Annotated in this window: 21 protein-coding genes; 19 read left to right on the top strand and 2 right to left on the bottom strand. The window is 64.1% G+C overall.

Features of this window, described 5'->3' with window-relative positions; translation table 11 throughout:
- Positions 1-102: 102 nt before the first annotated feature.
- The 13 genes from FXV83_RS11645 (at position 103) to phoB (ending at position 10,540) form a co-directional block, all read left to right on the top strand.
- Entirely contained in the window at positions 103-693 is a 591-nt protein-coding gene (locus FXV83_RS11645) for a TetR/AcrR family transcriptional regulator (protein ID WP_187435833.1), read from the top strand.
- Complete coding sequence (locus tag FXV83_RS11640) at positions 690-1,595, top strand: haloalkane dehalogenase (RefSeq protein ID WP_148739320.1); 906 nt, start codon at positions 690-692, stop codon at positions 1,593-1,595. The genes FXV83_RS11645 and FXV83_RS11640 overlap by 4 nt, the downstream gene beginning before the upstream one ends.
- Before the next feature lie 20 nt (positions 1,596-1,615).
- Complete coding sequence (locus FXV83_RS11635) at positions 1,616-1,843, top strand: Rdx family protein (RefSeq protein ID WP_148739319.1); 228 nt, start codon at positions 1,616-1,618, stop codon at positions 1,841-1,843.
- 18 nt (positions 1,844-1,861) lie between these two features.
- Entirely contained in the window at positions 1,862-2,293 is a 432-nt protein-coding gene (locus FXV83_RS11630; protein WP_148739318.1) for a GNAT family N-acetyltransferase, read from the top strand.
- 43 nt (positions 2,294-2,336) lie between these two features.
- Entirely contained in the window at positions 2,337-2,717 is a 381-nt protein-coding gene (locus tag FXV83_RS11625) for a hypothetical protein (protein WP_187435838.1), read from the top strand.
- Complete coding sequence (locus FXV83_RS11620; RefSeq protein WP_148739316.1) at positions 2,718-3,773, top strand: lysylphosphatidylglycerol synthase domain-containing protein; 1,056 nt, start codon at positions 2,718-2,720, stop codon at positions 3,771-3,773.
- A 32-nt stretch (positions 3,774-3,805) separates the two neighbouring features.
- The gene (locus tag FXV83_RS11615) at positions 3,806-5,104 is read left to right on the top strand and encodes an ATP-binding protein (RefSeq protein ID WP_148739315.1); all 1,299 of its coding nucleotides are present in this window, start codon (positions 3,806-3,808) and stop codon (positions 5,102-5,104) included.
- 144 nt (positions 5,105-5,248) lie between these two features.
- Positions 5,249-6,259: a phosphate ABC transporter substrate-binding protein PstS gene (gene pstS / locus FXV83_RS11610; RefSeq protein WP_148739314.1), complete on the top strand. Its 1,011-nt coding sequence runs from the start codon at positions 5,249-5,251 to the stop codon at positions 6,257-6,259.
- A gap of 164 nt (positions 6,260-6,423) precedes the next feature.
- Positions 6,424-7,413, top strand: a complete 990-nt coding sequence (gene pstC, locus FXV83_RS11605; RefSeq protein WP_187435837.1) for a phosphate ABC transporter permease subunit PstC — start codon at positions 6,424-6,426, stop codon at positions 7,411-7,413.
- A gap of 4 nt (positions 7,414-7,417) precedes the next feature.
- Positions 7,418-8,263: a phosphate ABC transporter permease PstA gene (gene pstA / locus FXV83_RS11600; protein ID WP_148739312.1), complete on the top strand. Its 846-nt coding sequence runs from the start codon at positions 7,418-7,420 to the stop codon at positions 8,261-8,263.
- Positions 8,260-9,081 carry a phosphate ABC transporter ATP-binding protein PstB gene (gene pstB, locus FXV83_RS11595; RefSeq protein ID WP_148739311.1) on the top strand — a complete coding sequence of 274 codons (822 nt, stop codon included), beginning with the start codon at positions 8,260-8,262 and terminating at the stop codon, positions 9,079-9,081. The genes pstA and pstB overlap by 4 nt, the downstream gene beginning before the upstream one ends.
- Positions 9,082-9,092: 11 nt before the next feature.
- Positions 9,093-9,809 (top strand): phosphate signaling complex protein PhoU, encoded by a 717-nt coding sequence (phoU, locus tag FXV83_RS11590; RefSeq protein WP_148739310.1) that lies wholly within the window; start codon positions 9,093-9,095, stop codon positions 9,807-9,809.
- A gap of 23 nt (positions 9,810-9,832) precedes the next feature.
- Positions 9,833-10,540, top strand: coding sequence for a phosphate regulon transcriptional regulator PhoB (phoB, locus tag FXV83_RS11585; protein ID WP_097661713.1), 708 nt, complete (start codon positions 9,833-9,835; stop codon positions 10,538-10,540).
- A 145-nt stretch (positions 10,541-10,685) separates the two neighbouring features.
- On the opposite strand, the gene FXV83_RS11580 is transcribed toward phoB, so the two are convergent.
- Positions 10,686-11,198 (bottom strand): GcrA family cell cycle regulator, encoded by a 513-nt coding sequence (locus FXV83_RS11580; RefSeq protein WP_148739309.1) that lies wholly within the window; start codon positions 11,196-11,198, stop codon positions 10,686-10,688.
- 454 nt (positions 11,199-11,652) lie between these two features.
- Between FXV83_RS11580 and FXV83_RS11575 the strand changes: the two genes are divergently transcribed.
- The 3 genes from FXV83_RS11575 to FXV83_RS11565 all read left to right on the top strand — a co-directional run bounded on the left by FXV83_RS11575 (position 11,653) and on the right by FXV83_RS11565 (position 15,066).
- Complete coding sequence (locus FXV83_RS11575) at positions 11,653-12,861, top strand: aspartate aminotransferase family protein (protein WP_187435832.1); 1,209 nt, start codon at positions 11,653-11,655, stop codon at positions 12,859-12,861.
- Entirely contained in the window at positions 12,861-13,796 is a 936-nt protein-coding gene (argF, locus tag FXV83_RS11570; protein ID WP_148739307.1) for an ornithine carbamoyltransferase, read from the top strand. Before FXV83_RS11575 ends, argF begins: the two co-directional genes overlap by 1 nt.
- 262 nt (positions 13,797-14,058) lie before the next feature.
- A complete protein-coding gene (locus FXV83_RS11565; RefSeq protein ID WP_148739306.1) occupies positions 14,059-15,066 on the top strand; it encodes an Hsp33 family molecular chaperone in 1,008 nt (335 codons plus the stop codon).
- Between the two features lie 120 nt (positions 15,067-15,186).
- Here FXV83_RS11565 and apaG read toward each other — a convergent pair whose 3' ends face one another.
- On the bottom strand, positions 15,187-15,579 hold the full coding sequence (gene apaG, locus FXV83_RS11560; RefSeq protein ID WP_187435836.1) for a Co2+/Mg2+ efflux protein ApaG: 393 nt from the start codon (positions 15,577-15,579) through the stop codon (positions 15,187-15,189).
- Positions 15,580-15,762: 183 nt separating this feature from the next.
- Here apaG and FXV83_RS11555 point away from each other — a divergent pair, with 183 nt between their 5' ends.
- The 3 genes from FXV83_RS11555 to FXV83_RS11545 are packed head-to-tail and all read left to right on the top strand — an operon-like array spanning position 15,763 to position 18,803.
- The gene (locus FXV83_RS11555; RefSeq protein ID WP_148739304.1) at positions 15,763-17,019 is read left to right on the top strand and encodes an OpgC domain-containing protein; all 1,257 of its coding nucleotides are present in this window, start codon (positions 15,763-15,765) and stop codon (positions 17,017-17,019) included.
- Entirely contained in the window at positions 17,019-17,798 is a 780-nt protein-coding gene (locus FXV83_RS11550) for an SGNH/GDSL hydrolase family protein (protein WP_148739303.1), read from the top strand. The genes FXV83_RS11555 and FXV83_RS11550 overlap by 1 nt, the downstream gene beginning before the upstream one ends.
- Before the next feature lie 12 nt (positions 17,799-17,810).
- Entirely contained in the window at positions 17,811-18,803 is a 993-nt protein-coding gene (locus FXV83_RS11545; RefSeq protein WP_148739302.1) for an SGNH/GDSL hydrolase family protein, read from the top strand.
- The last annotated feature ends 20 nt before the right edge of the window (positions 18,804-18,823 follow it).

The raw sequence follows: 18,823 nt of genomic DNA, 5'->3' as shown, positions 1-18,823 counted from the left end.
GGGCGGCGACCAGCTCTCACGATAACTAATTGATTAACAAGCAGATTGCTTAGAGACAAGTCTGCGCTTGACTGTAATACGTACATACGTATTATAGATTCCATGCCAAAGCCGTCACTCAAAGACGCCATCCTCGACGCCGGCCTCAAGGTCATGTTTCGGACCGGCTATCACGGCACCAGCGTGCGCGACGTCACCGCTGCAGCGGGCGCCCCGCAGGGGTCGTTCACCAATCATTTCCGTTCCAAGGAGGCGTTCGCATCCGAGGTGCTCGACCGCTACTTCGACATCACCAGGGGATTGGTCGCCGAGGCCCTCTATGACGCCTCGCTGACGCCGCGCGCTCGGCTCAAGCGTTATCTCGACATCATCATCGGCCGGCTCGAGGCCGACGGCTTTGGCCGCGGCTGCCTGATCGGCGATCTCAGTCTGGAAGCCACGGGGAGCAGCGAGATGCTGCGCACGCGCCTTGCCGAAATTTTTGCCGAGTGGCGCATGCCGTTCGCGGCCTGTATCGCGGAGGCGCAGACGCGCAACGAGATCGCATCGAATTTCAAGCCGGAGGAGCTTGCCGACTTCCTGCTCGCGTCCTGGCAGGGCGCGATCCTGCGCATGAAGGTCGATCGCAATCCCGATGCGCTCGAACGTTTCAAGACCATCGCATTCCAAACGGTGTTCAGGGAGCCGACATGAGCAAGCCAGCCGAAATCGAAATCCGCAACGCCCCAGTCCTCGGCAGCACGATGGCCTATCGCGAAACGAGCGTGCGCGATCAGCCGGTCGCGCTGTTCCTGCACGGCGATCCCACCTCGTCGCACATCTGGCGCAACATCCTGCCGCTGGTGGCGCCGGTGGCGCATTGCATCGCGCCCGACCTCATCGGCTTCGGCCAGTCCGGCAAGCCCGACATCGCCTACCGCTTCTTCGACCATGTCCGCTATCTTGATGCATTCATCGAAGAGCGCGGCATCAAATCGGCCTATCTCGTCGCGCAGGATTGGGGCACTGCGCTCGCATTTCACCTTGCCGCGCGCCGGCCGGATTTCGTGCGCGGCCTCGCTTTCATGGAGTTCATCCGGCCGATGCCGAGCTGGCAGGATTTCCATCAGGCCGACGCTGCGCGCTACGCCTTCCGCAAGTTCAGGACGCCGGGCGAGGGAGAAGCCATGATCCTGGAGGCAAACGCCTTCGTCGAACGTGTGCTGCCCGGTGGCATCGTGCGCACGCTCAGCGAGGACGAGATGGCGCCTTATCGTGCGCCGTTCCCGACGCCGGCGAGCCGCCGTCCCGTCCTCGCCTTTCCTCGTGAGCTGCCGATCGAGGGTGAGCCGGCCGATGTCGGCGAAGTGCTCAATTCGGCGCATGCCTCGCTCGCTGCATCCTCATATCCAAAGCTGCTGTTCACGGGTGAGCCGGGAGCGCTCGTCGCCCCGGATTTTGCCGAGATGTTCGCGGCCTCGCTGAAGCACTGCGCGCTCGTCCGCCTCGGGCCCGGGCTGCATTATCTTCAGGAGGATCATCCCGAGGCGATCGGCCGCTCGGCCGCCGGCTGGATCGCCGGCATCGAGGCGGTGCGTCCGCAACTCGCAGCCTAAAACCAAAAAAGGAGGACGAGATGTCTGACGTGACCATCATCTATTGCCGGCCCTGCGGCTACGAGAAGCGTGCCAAAGACGCGGCGGCGGCGCTCCGCCGGCACTTGGCGCTGGAGGCGGACCTCGTGCCGGGCAAGGGAGGCATATTCCAGGTCAAGCTCGGCGACCGGATTGTCGCGAGCCGCAGCAAAGGCCATTTTCCCGGCACCGACGAAATCGTCGCCGCGGTCACTGCTGCGCGGCACTGAGCTGGGAGGGCTCCGTCGATGTCGATTGTCTGGGCCGACGATCTTGCTTGTATCGACTGGCACGAGCTGTCCGCGCTCTACCGCATCGCTCCACTCGGCAACAAAGCGCCGGCCGATCTCGCGCTGGTGTTCGGCAATAGCATGTTTCGCGCCTTCGCCTATGATGAAGGCCGCCTCGTCGGTGCCGGGCGCGTGCTGGCCGACGGCCGCGACTGTGCCTACCTCTGTGACGTCGCCGTGCACCCGGATTGTCAAGGACAAGGTCTCGGCCGCGAAATCATCGAGCGCTTGCTGGTGCGCTGCCGCTCCCATCGCAAGATCATCCTCTATGCCGTGCCGGGCAAGGAGGGTTTTTACGAACGCCTGGGCTTCCGGCGAATGACCACGGCCATGGCGATATTCGAGGACCAGGCCAGTGCCTATGGCCGCGGCTATCTGGCCGCACCGTGAGGCCACTCGGGGCGCTGCGACCTTGCGGCGCATCCGAAAATCCGTGCACAACACCGGATCGGCCCCTCTTTCAACAGGCGGGCGCGGTCCACAGATTGATATCGGCTTAAAATCCGACGGAACATTGTGCGGCCGAAATCATCAAAACTTCACGGCCCCTGCGCAGGATTGCCACGGAGATTCGCGTCAGCCTTGCCGTCGAAAGCGCCAAACCGTGCATCCTGAGCCCGCAAACCTGCCTAAAATATTGAAGGCACGTGATTTTGTTCGTATTGGCGAATTCCACTTCGCCCGAAAACGCGCTAGTGGAAGGTTGGGGGGCCTGCGCGACGCCGAAGCCGGCGGCAAGGGTTCGTTGAGTGCCTGTGCGTCGTTCGCCAGTTCGCCGGCCACCCTGGCCGCTGAAGCGTTGTTTGAGGTCTAGATGCTGGAAGCCATACGCAGGGCGGTGTCGTTTCTGCGCCAGAAGCAAATCCTGCATAAGCTTGGCGTTGTGATTAGCGTCGCGGTCATCGGCATCGCTTGCTATGTGCTCTACCACATGCTGCGAGGCATCGACTTCAACGAGGTGATCGAAGCGATCAAGAGCACCGAGCCGAGCCAGATTGCGATGGCGGCGCTGTTCGTTGCCGCGGGCTATTTCACCCTGACCTTCTACGACCTGTTCGCCGTGCGCGCGATCGGCCATACCCACGTGCCCTATCGCGTCAACGCGCTCGCCGCCTTCACCAGCTACTCGATCGGCCACAATGTCGGCGCCAGCGTCTTCACCGGCGGAGCGGTGCGCTACCGCATCTATTCGGCCTACGGCCTCAACGCGATCGACGTCGCAAAGATCTGCTTCCTCGCCGGCCTGACATTCTGGCTCGGCAATGCCGCCGTGCTGGGCCTCGGCATCTCCTATCATCCGGAGGCCGCTGCCGCGATCGACCAGATGCCGCCCTGGCTGAACCGGACGCTGGCGATGATGATCCTCGTGGCGCTGATCGGCTATGTGGTCTGGGTCTGGACCCAGCCGCGGGTGGTCGGCCGCGGGCCCTGGACGGTGGTGCTGCCGGGCGGTCCGCTGACGCTGCTCCAGGTCGCCATCGGCATCATCGATCTCGGCTTCTGCGCGCTCGCGATGTACGTGCTGGTCCCGGATGAGCCCAATCTCGGCTTCGTCGTGGTCGCGGTGATTTTCGTCTCTGCGACGCTGCTCGGCTTCGCCAGCCACTCGCCCGGGGGCCTCGGAGTGTTCGACGCCGCCATGCTAGTCGGCCTCTGGCAGATGGACCGGGAGGAGCTTCTGGGCGGCATGCTTCTTTTCCGCGTCCTCTATTATCTATCCCCCTTCGTCATATCTGTAATCTTGCTGACGTTTCGCGAAGTTATAATCGGCGCCAGATCCAAGCGCCTGCAACAAGCGGCGCTCAAGCTCGACCCAGGCCCGGCGCGTGAAGCTGCCTATGTGAGAGAGCGTAGCGACAGCGGCGCCTGACCGGCGCAAGCCCCTAGGAGAAGTCCGCCCCGATGGCGATCGACGCCCCATCTTCTCCCTCCGCCCAGCCCTGGTCCGACCGGCTGCGGCACTCGACCATCATCCTGATCGCCGCGGCGCTGGCGCTGTCGGTGGTAGTCTCGCTCGGCGAATTGTCGGTGATGGGAGGGGCGGCGGTGTTCCTCTGCATCGCGGCGGCGGCGCTGATCCCCTGGCGCCTGCACGATACGGCTGCCTCGCGCGACGACACCCGCCGGGTCAATCCGGTCGAGAGCGCCGCGGTGGCCGCGGTCGTCGCCGGCATGCCGGATCCGGCGGTGCTGCTCGACCGCGCCGGCCGCGTCATCCATCTCAATGCCGCCGCCGCGCAGCTGGCGCCGGCGCTGCGCAGGAACGAGCTCGCCCAGTTCGCGCTGCGCTCGCCCGAGATCATCACCGCGCTGCGCGAGGCGATCGCGACCACCGAGCCGCGGCGTGCGACCTATCTCGACCATGTGCCGGTCGATCGCTGGATGGAGCTGATGATCACGCCGGTGCCAGTGCCGACCACCTTTGGCGGCGCCGACAAATGCATGCTGATGACCTTCCACGACCAGACGCCGCTGCGCCGGGTCGAGGAAATGCGCGCCGATTTCGTCGCCAATGCCAGCCACGAATTGCGCACGCCGCTGGCCGCGCTGTCCGGCTTCATCGACACGCTCCAGGGCCAGGCGAAGGACGATCCCAAGGCGCGTGAGCGCTTCCTCGGCATCATGCACAACCAGGCCACCCGCATGGCGCGCCTGATCGACGACCTCTTGTCGTTATCGCGGGTCGAGCTGTCCGCCCATGTCCGGCCTGATACCCTGGTCGACCTGCTGCCGATCATTCTCCAGGTCGCGGACGGGCTCGAACCCCTGGCGCGGGAGCGCCAGGTCGATGTCGAGACCCATTTGCCGGAGGCGCCGGTGATGATCGCGGGCGACCGGGAGGAGCTGCTGCGCCTGTTCGAGAATTTGATCGAGAACGCGCTCAAATACGGTGCCTCGGGGGGGCGGGTCATCGTGTCGCTGACCTCTGCCGACGCCCCTGACGGCACCCAGGAAATCCGGGTCATGGTCCGCGATTTCGGCCCCGGCATCGCGCCCGAGCATCTGCCGCGGCTAACCGAGCGCTTCTACCGGGTCGACGTCGGCGACAGCCGCTCGCAAGGCGGCACCGGGCTCGGATTATCGTTGGTGAAACATATCCTTAACCGCCATCGTGGTCGGCTCCTGATCGAAAGCGTGCCCAAACAGGGCGCCACGTTCAGCGCCTGTTTTCCCCAGACAAGGCCCTCGGCTCCGAGCTGAAAATATAGCGATTTCAGTTACTTAGGCCTGTCATCCGACTGTCACGAAAGCTTCGTAAAAGCACAGCCGACCGCTCCTAAAGGGGCGGCACGGGGAGCGCGATCGGGCGCGTAAGGCGCTTCGCTCCCCTGTATGGAGACCAGCATGAATTTCCTCAAAACCATCGTCGTTGCTGGCTTGGTCGCCGCATCGACGTCGGCCTTCGCGGCCGATATCACGGGCGCCGGTGCTACGTTCCCGTTCCCGATCTATTCCAAGTGGGCTGACGCCTACAAGAAGGAGACCGGCAACGGTCTGAACTACCAGTCGATCGGCTCCGGCGGCGGCATCAAGCAGATCCAGGCCAAGACCGTGACCTTCGGCGCGACTGACGCGCCGCTCAAGGCCGAGCAGCTCGAAAAGGACGGCCTCGTGCAGTGGCCGATGGTGATGGGCGCCATCGTTCCCGTCGTCAACATCGAGGGTGTGAAGCCGGGCGAGTTGGTATTCGACGGCGAGACGCTTGCCAGCGTCTATCTCGGCAAGATCACCAAGTGGGATGATCCGGCCATCAAGAAGCTCAATCCGAACGTGAAGCTGCCGTCCGAGGCGATCACCGTGGTCCGTCGCTCCGACGGTTCGGGCACGACCTTCAACTTCACCAATTATCTCTCCAAGGCGAGCGCCGACTGGAAGAGCAAGGTCGGTGAGGGCACCGCGGTCGAGTGGCCGGTTGGCGTCGGCGCCAAGGGCAATGAAGGCGTCTCGGGCAATATCGGCCAGACCAAGAACTCGATCGGCTATGTCGAGTACGCCTACGCCAAGCAGAACAAGCTCACGTATACCGGCCTCGTCAACAAGGCCGGCAAGCCGGTGCAGCCGACGGTCGAAGCCTTCCAGGCGGCCGCCGCCAACGCCGACTGGGCCAAGGCTCCGGGCTACTACGTGATCCTGACCGATCAGCCCGGCGAGAAGTCCTGGCCGATCACGGCGGCGACCTTCATCCTCATGCACAAGGATGCGACCGACAAGGCCGCCTCGCAGGAAGCCATCAAGTTCTTCCGCTGGGCCTTCAAGAGCGGCGGCAAGGCGGCCGAGGAGCTCGACTACATCCCGATGCCCGACAGCGTCGTGAAGCTGATCGAGAAGACTTGGGCTGCCGACATCAAGAGCTAAGCTCTGTCGTCCGGAAGCGGCGTGGCAAACACTGCGCCGCTGAGCCGGGATCTACAAGACTTCGATTCCGGATCGGTGGCGCGTCGCAAACGATCCGGGGCCCGATCGACGACTAATAAACCCAATAACAGTGCAGTCTGGTACAGGGGATCGGCGTGGCAGAGATGGCCGTTGAGAGCAATGTAGTCGATGCCGCCGGACCGTATGACCGCGCCAAGGCCTTGGGCGCGTTCAAGCTCGGCGATATCACCTTCTACTGGATCACGCGGCTGAGTGCGATCTCGGTGCTGCTCATCCTCGGCGGCATCATCATTTCGCTGATCGTCGGCGCCTTCCCGGCGATGAAGGAATTCGGTGCGTCGTTCCTGTGGACGCAGCGCTGGGCGCCGTCCGCCGATCCGCCCGTGCTCGGTGCGCTCGGACCGATCTACGGCACGCTCGTCACCTCCTTCATCGCGATGCTGATCGCCATCCCGGTCGGTCTCGGCATTGCGATCTTTCTGACCGAGCTGTGCCCGCAATGGCTGCGCCGCCCAATCGGCATGGCGATCGAGCTGCTCGCAGGCATTCCCTCGATCATCTACGGCATGTGGGGCTTCTTCGTGCTTGGCCCGTTCCTGGCCAACACCTTCCAGCCATTCATGATCAAGATATTCGACGGCGTTCCCGTGCTCGGTGCGGTGTTCGCCGGCCCGCCGTCCTATCTCAGCCTGTTCAATGCGGCGCTGATTCTCGCGATCATGGTGCTGCCCTTCATCACCTCGATCTCGGTCGACGTATTCAAGACGGTCCCGCCGGTCCTTAAAGAGGCTGCCTACGGTGTCGGCTGCACCACCTGGGAGGTCGTCCGCAGCGTGGTCATCCCCTATACCCGCGTCGGTGTCATCGGCGGCATCATGCTGGCGCTGGGACGTGCGCTCGGCGAGACCATGGCGGTGACCTTCATTATCGGCAACTCGTTCCGGATCTCCTCATCGATCTTCGCCCCGGGCACCACGATCTCGGCGGCGATCGCGAGCGAATTCGCCGAGAGCGACGGTCTGCATCAGTCCGGTCTGATCCTGCTCGGCCTCCTCCTGTTCGTGCTGACGTTCTTCGTGCTCGCAGCGGCGCGGCTGATGCTGATGCGACTGGAAAAGAAGGCGGGGAACTGACGCCATGAACCCGATCTATTCACGCCGCCGCCGCAAGGACTTCGTCATCCGCGGTCTCTGCATCGCCGCCGCCGCCTTCGGCGTCACCTGGCTCGCACTGATCCTGGTCACGCTGTTCTACAACGGCGTCGCAGGACTCAACGTCCAGATTTTCACCGAGAACACGCCGCCGCCTGGCTCGACCGAGGGCGGCCTGCTCAACGCCATCGTCGGCTCGCTGATGATGACCGTGATCGGCGTCGGCATCGGCGCGCCGCTCGGCATGTTCGCCGGCACCTATCTCGCTGAATACGGTCGCAACGACAGGCTGACGTCGGTGATCCGCTTCATCAACGACATCCTGCTCAGCGCCCCCTCGATCATTATTGGCCTGTTCATCTATGGCGCGGTGGTTGTGCCGATGCGCGGCTTCTCGGCCATCGCGGGCTGTCTCGCGCTTGCGGTCATCGTGATCCCGGTGGTGCTGCGCACGACCGAGGATATGCTGCTGCTGGTGCCGAACGCTCTGCGCGAGGCGGCCTCCGCGCTCGGCCTGCCGCGCTCGCTGGTCATCAAGCGGATTGCCTACCGCTCGGCGCGGGCCGGCCTCATTACCGGCGTGCTGCTCGCCACCGCCCGTGTCGCCGGCGAGACCGCCCCGCTGCTGTTCACCGCGCTGTCGAACCAGTTCTTCAGCCTTGATATGACCAAGACGATGGCCAACCTGCCGGTCACCATCAACAATTTCGTGCAGAGCCCCTATGCCTACTGGAAGCAGCTGGCCTGGAGCGGAGCGCTGCTCATCACCCTGACCGTTCTTGCCCTGAATATTGGCGCGCGCATCCTTGGCGCCGAGAGGACCGCAAAATGAGTGATCTGTCCGTATCGATGAGCGCCTCTGGCGGCCTGCCCCAGACGCCGGTGCTGCCCGAGGCGCCGCCCAAGGTGACCGTGCGCAACCTCAACTTCTATTACGGCGAGCACCATGCGCTGAAGAACATCAACCTGACGCTCGGCACCCACCGCGTCACGGCGTTCATCGGCCCGTCGGGCTGCGGCAAGTCGACCCTGCTGCGCATCTTCAACCGGATGTACGATCTCTATCCAGGCCAGCGCGCCACCGGTCAGCTCATGCTCGACCAGACCAACATCCTCGATCCCAGGCTCGACCTCAATCTGCTGCGCGCCCGCGTCGGCATGGTGTTCCAGAAGCCGACGCCGTTCCCGATGACGATCTATGAGAACATCGCCTTCGGCATCCGCCTCTACGAGAAGATTTCGAAGTCCGAGATGGACGACCGGGTCGAGAAGGCGCTGCGCGGCGGCGCGCTCTGGAACGAGGTCAAGGACAAGCTCAATGCCTCCGGCCTGTCGCTCTCCGGCGGCCAGCAGCAGCGGCTCTGCATCGCCCGTACGGTCGCAGTGCGACCCGAGGTGATCCTGTTCGACGAGCCCTGCTCGGCGCTGGACCCGATCTCGACCGCCAAGGTCGAGGAGCTGATCCAGGAACTCTCCGAGAACTATACGATCGCGATCGTCACCCACAACATGCAACAGGCGGCACGCGTCTCCGACAAGACCGCCTTCATGTATCTCGGCGAGTTGATCGAGTTCGACGACACCAGCAGGATCTTCACGTCGCCGACCGATCGGCGTACGCAGGATTACATCACCGGCCGGTTCGGCTGAGGAGACGGGACATGGGTTCTGAACATACCGCAAAGGCGTTCGACACAGACCTCCAGGAGCTCACCCGGCTGGTCGCCGAGATGGGCGGGATTGCCGAGCGCATGATCGTGGAGTCCGTCGATGCGCTGATCCGGCGCGACGTCGCGCTCGGCCAGCGCGTCGTCACCATCGACACCGAGCTCGACGCCCTCCAGAGGCGCATCGAGGAGCGTGCGGTGCTCACAATCGCTCGCCGCCAGCCGATGGCGGTTGACCTGCGCGAGATCGTCGGCGCCATGCGCGTTGCGACCGATCTCGAGCGCATCGGCGACCTTGCCAAGAACATGGGCAAGCGCGTCGCGGCGCTGGAGACGGATTTTCATCCGCTGAAGCTGTTCCGCGGCCTGGAACACATGACCGACCTCGTGCAGCAGCAGGTCAAGTCGGTGCTGGACGCCTATGCCGCGCACGATCTGCCGGCGGCGATGGCGGTGTGGAAGGGCGACGAGGAAGTCGATGCCATCTGCACCTCGCTGTTCCGCGAACTCCTCACCTATATGATGGAAGATCCACGCAACATCTCGTTCTGCATCCACCTGATGTTCTGCGCCAAGAACATCGAACGTATTGGCGACCACGCCACCAACATTGCCGAGACCGTGTTCTACATGATCGAAGGTCAGGCCATCACCGACAAGCGGCCGAAGGGCGACATGACGACCTTCGCCACGACGGTCCCGAATACCTGAAGACTCAAGGGAGCAACGAGCCCATGGGCGCACGCATTATGGTGGTTGAGGACGAGGAAGCTCTGACCGAGCTTCTCCGCTACAACCTCGAAGGCGACGGCTATGACGTCGAGACGGTGATGCGCGGCGACGACGCCGACACCCGCCTCAAGGAGCATATCCCCGACCTGATCGTGCTCGACTGGATGCTGCCGGGGTTGTCCGGCATCGAGCTGTGCCGGCGACTTCGCACCCGGCCCGAGACCAAGCAGCTCCCGATCATCATGCTCACCGCCCGCGGCGAGGAGAGCGAGCGGGTGCGGGGATTGGCGACCGGCGCCGACGACTACATCGTCAAGCCGTTCTCGGTGCCTGAGCTCCTGGCGCGCGTGAAGGGCCTGCTCAGGCGCGCAAGCCCGGAGCGGCTCGCCACCGTGCTCGCCTTCGGCGACATCGAACTCGATCGCGACAAACGCCGCGTCGCGCGCTCAGGCCGTCCGATTGATCTTGGTCCGACCGAATATCGTCTGCTGGAGTTCTTCCTGGAGCATCCCGGCCGAGTGTTCTCGCGCGAGCAGCTGCTCGACAGCGTCTGGGGACGCGACATCTACATCGACGAGCGTACCGTCGACGTGCACATCGGCCGCCTGCGCAAGCTGCTCAATCTCGGCCGCGAGCAGGACCCGATCCGCACCGTCCGCGGCGCCGGTTACGCACTGGACGATCGTTTTGCGAAGGCGGAGCAGGCGTAGGGTTTGTAGACGTTGGTTTGGCGGCTGCGGCCACACTCTCAGAGTCGTCCCGGATCGGCGCGCCGCTCCGCGCGCTTGTCCGGGACGACGGCGAGTTTATTGAGCCGCCGTCGCGTGACCGCTCTCTCTTGATCTCAGAACGAACTTACCGCGGCCCGGGCTTGGACGGTGCACGCCTGCGGTCCGCCGCCGGCTGGTACGCGACGCGCGAGTGCTGGGCGCAATAGGGCAGGCCGGACAGCGCCCTGCCGCCGCAGAAGAAGAAATCGGGGCTCGAGGGATCGCCGACCGGCCAGTGGCAGGTCGCCTCGTTCAATTCCAGCAGCGACAGCCGCTGGCTCATCGGCACCACGTTGTCGTAGGTGACCGGCTCGGCCTCGACCTCGACCTCGAAGGCCTGCGCCAGCGCCGTGTTGCCGCGCGAGATCGGCCGGGTCACCCGCATCATGTGCTGCGCCGGGCGCGCCTTGCGCGGCCGGGGAGCAGCGGATGAAGGGCTCTTGGCGCGGCCGGACAGGCCGAGCCGGTGCACCTTTCCGATCACGGCGTTGCGGGTCACATTACCGAGCTCAGCCGCGATCTGGCTGGCCGAAAGTCCGGCCTCCCAGAGCTTTTTCAGCTGCTCGACGCGATCATCCGACCATGTCAAAACCGTCATTGCACCCTTTCCCTCGCTGCGCGCCGGCCATATCGGGGCCTCACAGCGAATGCTTAAGCCTTGAAAAACCCGTGCCGCCAGAATCCCTTAAGGCTCGCCGGACGCGCGAAGTGCGCCCGAACGTTTACGCCGGTACATGAGGACTTAGAGATCAGAACCGCTGCACGAGATGTCGTATCTGACAAGCCAAACGCTACAATATGGCGTGACTCACGCGCAAGAGTCCGCCGACTCGCTTCCACATGTTCCGTGGCTAAAACTCGCAAAATCGGCACCGCAAGACTACGGATTCAGCGTTTCGCGAGGCTTTCCGGGCGGCATTGACACCGGTTTTACCAGGCATAAGATAGTGTCACGTGCCGCCCTTAAAAGGCGGCACGTTTCGTTTTTCGGGCCGGTCAATGGTGCGCTGCGTAAGCGCGTTGAGGCCGGCCTCAACATCCAAGTGACCGACATGACCAACAGCGCCGCGCCGCATCTGCTTCCCGTTTTCGCCAGGGCCGACCTTGGTTTCGAGCGCGGTGAAGGCTGCTGGCTGATCGCGACCAACGGTGAGCGCTATCTCGATTTCACCTCCGGCGTCGCGGTGAACGCGCTCGGCCATGCCCATCCCGCGCTGGTCAAGGCGTTGCAGGAGCAGGCGACGAAACTCTGGCACATGTCGAACCTGTTCCAGAGCCCCGACGGCGAGCGGCTGGCGGCGCGTCTGTGCGATGAGAGCTTCGCGGACTTCGTGTTCTTCTGCAATTCCGGCGCCGAAGCGCTGGAATGCGTGATCAAGGTGGTGCGCCGCTATCACGCCGGAAAGGGCCATCCCGACCGCTTTCGCATGATCACGTTCGAAGGCGCGTTCCACGGCCGCACGCTTGCAACGCTGGCTGCGACCGGCTCGGCCAAATATCTCGAAGGCTTTGGTCCGCCGATGGAAGGATTCGACCAGGTGCCGCATGGCGAACTCGATGCCGTCAAGAAGGCGATCGGTCCGCAGACCGCGGGCATCCTGATCGAGCCGATCCAGGGCGAGGGCGGTGTGCGTTCGGCCACGCCGGCGTTTCTCAAGGCGCTGCGCCAGCTTTGCGACGAGCGCGGCCTGTTGCTTGCGTTCGACGAGGTGCAGACCGGCATGGGCCGCACCGGCGATCTGTTCGCCCATCGTCGCCTCGGCGTCACGCCCGACGTGATGTCGCTGGCCAAGGCGCTCGGTGGCGGCTTCCCGATCGGCGCGTGCCTGGCGACCGCGGAAGCGGCTTCCGGCATGACCCCGGGCTCGCACGGCTCGACCTTCGGCGGCAACCCGCTCGCGGTCTCCGCCGCCAATGCGGTGCTCGACGTCATGCTCAAGCCCGGCTTCTTCGATCACGTGCAGAAGATGTCGCTGCTGCTCAAGCAGAAACTCGCGTCCGTGATCGACCGCCATGGCGACGTCGTCAGCGAAATCCGCGGCGAGGGCTTGCTGATCGGCATCAAGGCCGTGGTGCCCTCCGGCGATCTGGTTGCGGCGCTGCGCGATGAAAAGCTCCTGACCGTCGGCGCCGGCGACAATGTCGTGCGTTTCCTGCCGCCGTTGATCGTTACCGAGTCCGAGATCGAAGACAGCGTCGCCCGGCTCGAACGCGCCTGCGCCGCGATTTCGGCGGGCCAGACCAAGCGGGCGGCAAGCTGATGAGCAAGACTGCCAACAAGACACCAAAGCATTTCCTCGATATCGACGAGCTGCCGCTATCGGAGCTCAAGAGCATGCTCGCCGCCTCCTCCGCGATGAAGGCGAAGCAGAAGGCGCATCAGCCGGTCAAGCCGCTCGAAGGCAAGACGCTGGCGATGATCTTCGAACGCCCGTCGACTCGGACGCGGGTGTCGTTCGACGTCGCCATGCGCCAGCTCGGCGGCGAGCCCATCATGCTCACGGGTGCCGAGATGCAGCTCGGTCGCGGCGAGACCATCGCCGACACCGCGCGCGTGTTGTCGCGCTATGTCGACGCCATCATGATCCGCATCCTCAACCACGATGCGCTGCTCGAGCTTGCGGCCAACGCGACCGTGCCCGTCATCAACGGCCTGACGCGGCGCTCGCATCCCTGCCAGGTGATGGCCGACCTCATGACCTATGAGGAGCATCGCGGCCCGATCGAGGGCAAGACCGTGGCCTGGACCGGCGACGACAACAACGTGCTGGCGTCCTGGGCCCATGCCGCCGAGCGTTTCAAGTTCCAGCTCAATGTCGCAACGCCGCCGGAGCTCGCGCCGAAGAAGGCAATGCGTGACTGGATCAAGGCGACCGGCGCCCCGATCATGCTCGGTACCGATGCGGAAGCCGCGGTTCGCGGCGCCGATTGCGTCGTCACCGACACCTGGGTATCGATGGGCGACAAGGAAGGCGAGCACCGTCACAACGTGCTCAAGCCCTATCAGGTCAACGCCAAGCTGATGTCGCTGGCCAAGCCCGACGCGTTGTTCATGCACTGTCTGCCCGCCCATCGCGGCGAGGAGGTCACCGACGAGGTGATCGACGGCCCGCAATCGGTCGTGTTCGACGAGGCCGAAAACCGCCTGCACGCGCAGAAAGGCATCCTGGCCTGGTGCTTCGACGCGGTGAAATAGGATCGGATCGTCGTCTCGCCCCTGCGGGGGCGATAACGGATGGAGACTATCGTTACATTCTCGGTGTCGTCCCGGCGAAGGCCGGGACCCATACCGCGTGATCTATCTCGTGGCAGGCTGGAGGAGGCCGATACTCTTCGCCAAACTTCCGCTTGTGGCTATGGGTCCCGGCCTTCGCCGGGACGACACTGCGTTTGCGGGACCTGCGTGCATACAACTGCCCCCCTTCCAATCCGCCCCTTCCGACCCCAGATAGAGCGCCATGGTTTTCCAATCCCCTGACATGAAAACCGGGCCGGAAGGCCCGGTTCGCGCGCCATCAGCGGTTCCGATCGATGACGCCGTGCTGCCCTACGAGATCGACGCGCTCGACGTGCGCGGGCGCCTGGTGCGCCTCGGCTCGGCGCTCGATGAGATCCTCACCAAGCACGACTATCCCGCCCCGGTCGGCAAGCTGCTCGGCGAAGCCATCCTGCTGACGACGCTGCTTGGTTCAGCGTTGAAGTTCGAGGGCCGCTTCATCCTGCAGGCTCAGACCGACGGCCCGGTGTCGTTCCTGGTGGTGGATTATAAGGCGCCGGATCATTTGCGCGCCTATGCCCGCTATGACGCCGCGCGCCTTGGCGATGCACGTGACTCCGGCTCGCTGCTCGGGCGCGGCCATCTCGCCATGACCGTCGACCAGGGTCCCGACATGAGCCGCTACCAGGGCCTGGTCGCGCTCGACGGTGGCAGCCTGGAAGACGCCGCCCACGAATATTTTCTGCGTTCCGAGCAGATTCCGACGCGCGTCCGCCTCGCCGTCGGCGAGGAGTGGCGCTCGAACGACGGCGGCAAGCACCGCTGGCGCGCCGGCGGCATGCTGATGCAGTTCCTGCCGAAAGCGCCGGAGCGCGCGCAGCAGGCCGATTTGCATCCCGGCGATGCGCCCGAAGGCGTGCAAGCGCACAGCGTCGCCGAGGACGATGCTTGGGTCGAGGCGCGTGCGCTGATCGACACCGTCGAGGATGTCGAACTGATCGATCCCGAGCTCTCGGGCGAGCGGCTGCTCTACCGTCTCTTCCACGAGCGCGGCGTGCGTGTGTTCAATCCGCTGGTCCTGAAGGCGCAATGCTCCTGCTCGCGCGATGCGGTCGCGTCGATGCTGAAGAGCTTTTCGCCGGACGATCGCACCGCCATGGTCAAGGACGACAAGGTCGTCGTGACCTGCGAGTTCTGCTCGTCGGTCTATGCGTTCACGCCGCACGAGGCGGGCGTGGAGGGGGCGTGATGCGCCCATTCTCCGTCATTGCGAGCGCAGCGAAGCAATCCAGAGTCTTTCAGCGGAAGGATTCTGGATTGCTTCGCTGCGCTCGCAATGACGAGGTTGGGGAAGCTGCGCGCCGCCCCCTCAGTTCAACACCCGCTTGTTGTCCGGGCTGTCGAGCGAGAATGTCGGCACGTCGATGTCAAAACGCTCGCCGCTTTCGGTGACCATCTGGTAGCGGCCGGTCATGAAGCCCGAGGCGGTCGTGAGTGGCACGCCGGAGGTGTATTCGAAGCGCTCGCCGGGCGCCAAGATCGGCTGCTCGCCGACCACGCCCTCGCCCTTGACCTCCTGCTGCCGGCCGGAGGCGTCGGTGATGATCCAGTGCCGCGTCTTGAGCTGCACGGTCTCATCCCCGGAGTTGGTGATGACGATGGTGTAGGACCAGAAAAAACGGGAGCGGTCGGCCGACGACTGCTCCGGAACAAAGTTCGGCTGGACGGTCACTTCGATCTGGCGGGTCACGGCGCGATACATGGCTGCCATCATAACGAAATCCCGGCCGGGAACCAAACGCCGGGGGCGGTTTTCCCGACATCGTGCCGCCAGAATTCGAAGGGAAGTACGCGTCAATGTGATCCGGTCGCTTTGCGAGACCGCAGCCGGACGATACACTCCTTAAATTAAACGTCGCGATTTGCGCGAGGGTTTCGGGCCCCGATGACCATTGCCGACCAAGTGACGGGATCGACGATCGCGGGAACCGCGGATGCCAAATCCGCAGGTAGGAGCCTCCGCGCCGCCGCGCCGGCCATGACGCTGCCCGCCATCGGCGAGCGTGAGCTCAGGCTCGACCTGTTCCGCGGCCTGGCGCTGTGGCTGATCTTCATCGACCATCTGCCGCCGAGCCTTCTGACCTGGTTCACGATCCGCAATTACGGCTTCAGCGACGCCACGGAGATCTTCATCTTCATCTCCGGCTATACCGCCGCCTTCGTCTATGGCCGCGCCATGCTGGAAAGCGGCGTCGTCATCGCCACCGCGCGCATCCTGCGCCGGGTCTGGCAGATCTATGTCGCCCACGTCTTCCTGTTCACGATCTTCCTCGCCGAAATATCCTACGTCGCGACCAGCTTCGAGAACCCGCTCTACACCGAAGAGATGGGCATCATGGATTTCCTCAAGCAGCCCGACGTCACCATCGTGCAGGCGCTGCTGTTGCGCTTCCGTCCGGTCAATATGGACGTGCTGCCGCTTTACATCGTGCTGATGCTGGCGCTGCCTTTGATCCTCTGGTCGATGAAATGGAAGCCCGACGTCACGCTCGGCCTCTCCGTTGTTCTCTACGCCGTCACCTGGGAATACGACCTCTACTTCTCGGCCTATCCGAACGGCTTCTGGGCGTTCAATCCGTTGGCCTGGCAATTGCTTTTCGTGTTCGGTGCATGGTGTGCGCTCGGAGGTGCGCGACGCATGTCGCGCATTCTGGCTTCGCCCGTGACGATGTGGATCTCGATCGCTTATCTCGTCGCGGCGTTCTACGTGACGCTGACCTGGTACGTGCCGCAATTGTCCCATCTGATGCCGAAGCGGCTCGAGCAGTGGATGTATCCGATCGACAAGACCGATCTTGACGTGCTGCGCTTCACCCATTTCCTGGCACTGGCCGCGCTCACGGTGCGCTTCCTGCCGCGGGACTGGCCGGGCCTGAGATCGCCCTGGCTGCGGCCGCTGATCCTGTGCGGCCAGCATTCCCTGGAGATCTTCTGCCTCGGCATCTTCCTGGCCTTCGCCGGCCATTTCGTCCTGGCCGAGGTGTCCGGCGGCCCGGTCATGCATGCGCTGATTAGTCTTTCGGGAATCCTGATCATGTGGGCCGTGGCTTGGGTGATTTCGTGGTACAAGCGCGTGGCTGACAAGAGCGGTTCGAAGACCAAAAGCGCCATCGGCAGCGCCGATATGGCGGGAGGGGGCTGATGAAGGCGAAGGTTCTCCTGAGCCTGATCCTGCTGTGCGGTGGTTTTGCCGCGCCCCCGGCGCGCGCGGACGATGCTGCGCCGGCCGTTCCTGCCGCGCCCGCCGCCTGCGAATTGCCGCCCTATCTGCTCGCGACCGAGAGCCAGCTGCACAAGGTCGCCGATGCCGTGAAGGCGGGCAAACCGCTCGAGATCCTGGTCATCGGCAGCCGTTCGACCACGATTCCGGCCTCGGAGGACAGCTCCTATCCGGCGCGTATGCAGGCGATCCTGAAAGAAAAGCTGCCGCCGTCGGAGGCCGTGCACGTCTCCGTAGAAATACAGAGCAAGAAAACGGCGGAGGAGGCCGCCACCACCTTCGTTAAGCTGATGGAAGCAAAAAGGCCTACTTTGGTCATCTGGCAGACCGGGACGGTGGATGCTATCCGAGCCATCGATCCCGACGAATTTCGCGGCGCACTGACCGAAGGGGTTGCTGCGTTGCAAAATGCAGGGGCTGACGTCATCTTGATGAACTTGCAATACAGCCCACGTACCGAAACCATGATCTCGGTGCCGCCCTATCTCGATAATATGCGGGTGGTGGCCCAGGAGCATGACGTGCCGTTGTTCGATCGTTTCGCGATCATGCGGCAATGGAATGATCAGGGTCAGTTCGATCTGTTCAGTCCGTCCCGCGGCCCTGAACTGGCGAAACAGGTCCATGATTGCCTTGGCCGCGCGTTGGCACAGTTTGTGATCGACGCTGCCCATCTGGGTCCGGCCCAGCCGCAAAATTGAGGTCTAGCGTTAATGAGTTCTCTCCGCCCTTTTTGCCTGACGACATGGCTGGCCGCGCCCGCAGCCGCGGCGCTGCTGTTGCTGACACCTGTTTCGCCGTCGCACGCGCAATCGCAGGCCGCACAGGCAACGCCAGCGCAAACCGCTAATCCTGCTCCCGCATCGCCCTCCCAGACCACCGTTGCTGCCACCAACCCGGCCGCCGAGCAGCGCGGCATCGCCGCGCGCGCCATCGACAAGGTGAAGCAGGTCGCGAAGTCCGCCGGCGATATTTTTGGCCGCGTGCCCTGCCTGACGCCCAAGGGCAGCTCGAAGGCGATGGGCTCGCTGCCGCATGTCGCGAGCAAGCTCGTCGCCGGCCAGCCCGTCGTGATCGTCGCATTCGGCTCGTCGTCGACGGCCGGCTACGGGGCGAGCTCGCCCGATTTCAATTATCCCAATCGTCTGGCCGCGCAGCTTCGCCGGCAATATCCGACCGCCGACATCACCGTCGTCAATGCCGGCGTCGGCGGCGAGGACGCGCCCGAAATGATGAAACGCCTCCAGAAGGAGGTGATCGACGTGCATCCGGATATGGTGATCTGGCAGGTCGGCACCAATGCCGTGCTGCGCAATCTCGATCCCGGCGACACTGCCAAGCTCGTCGAGAACGGTATCTCCCGCATCCAGGCTGGCGGCGGCACCGATATCGTGCTGGTCGATCCGCAATATTCGCCGGCGGTCAACCAGCGCGCCGAGAGCGCCGGCAAGATGGTGAAGCTGCTCGGCAAGGTCGCCGAGCTCCGTCACGTCGGCATCTTCCCCCGTTTCGAGGTGATGCGCGACTGGCACGAGAAGCAGGCGCTTCCGGTCGAGAGCTTCGTCATCGCCGACGGCCTGCACATGAACGATTGGGGCTACGCCTGCTTCGCCCAGCTCCTCGGCGATGACATCATCCGCTCCGTCGGCCAGATCAAGATCGGCGTCAACGTGCCCGCGGACGTGCGGACCTACCGGCCGATGTAGCGCTTACCCTCCCCTGGAGG

It is taken from the genome of Bradyrhizobium hipponense (assembly GCF_008123965.1).
Taxonomy (GTDB): Bacteria; Pseudomonadota; Alphaproteobacteria; order Rhizobiales; family Xanthobacteraceae; genus Bradyrhizobium; species Bradyrhizobium hipponense.
The sequence above is the reverse complement of the archived record's forward strand: the minus strand, read 5'-3'. Positions and strand labels throughout refer to the sequence as shown.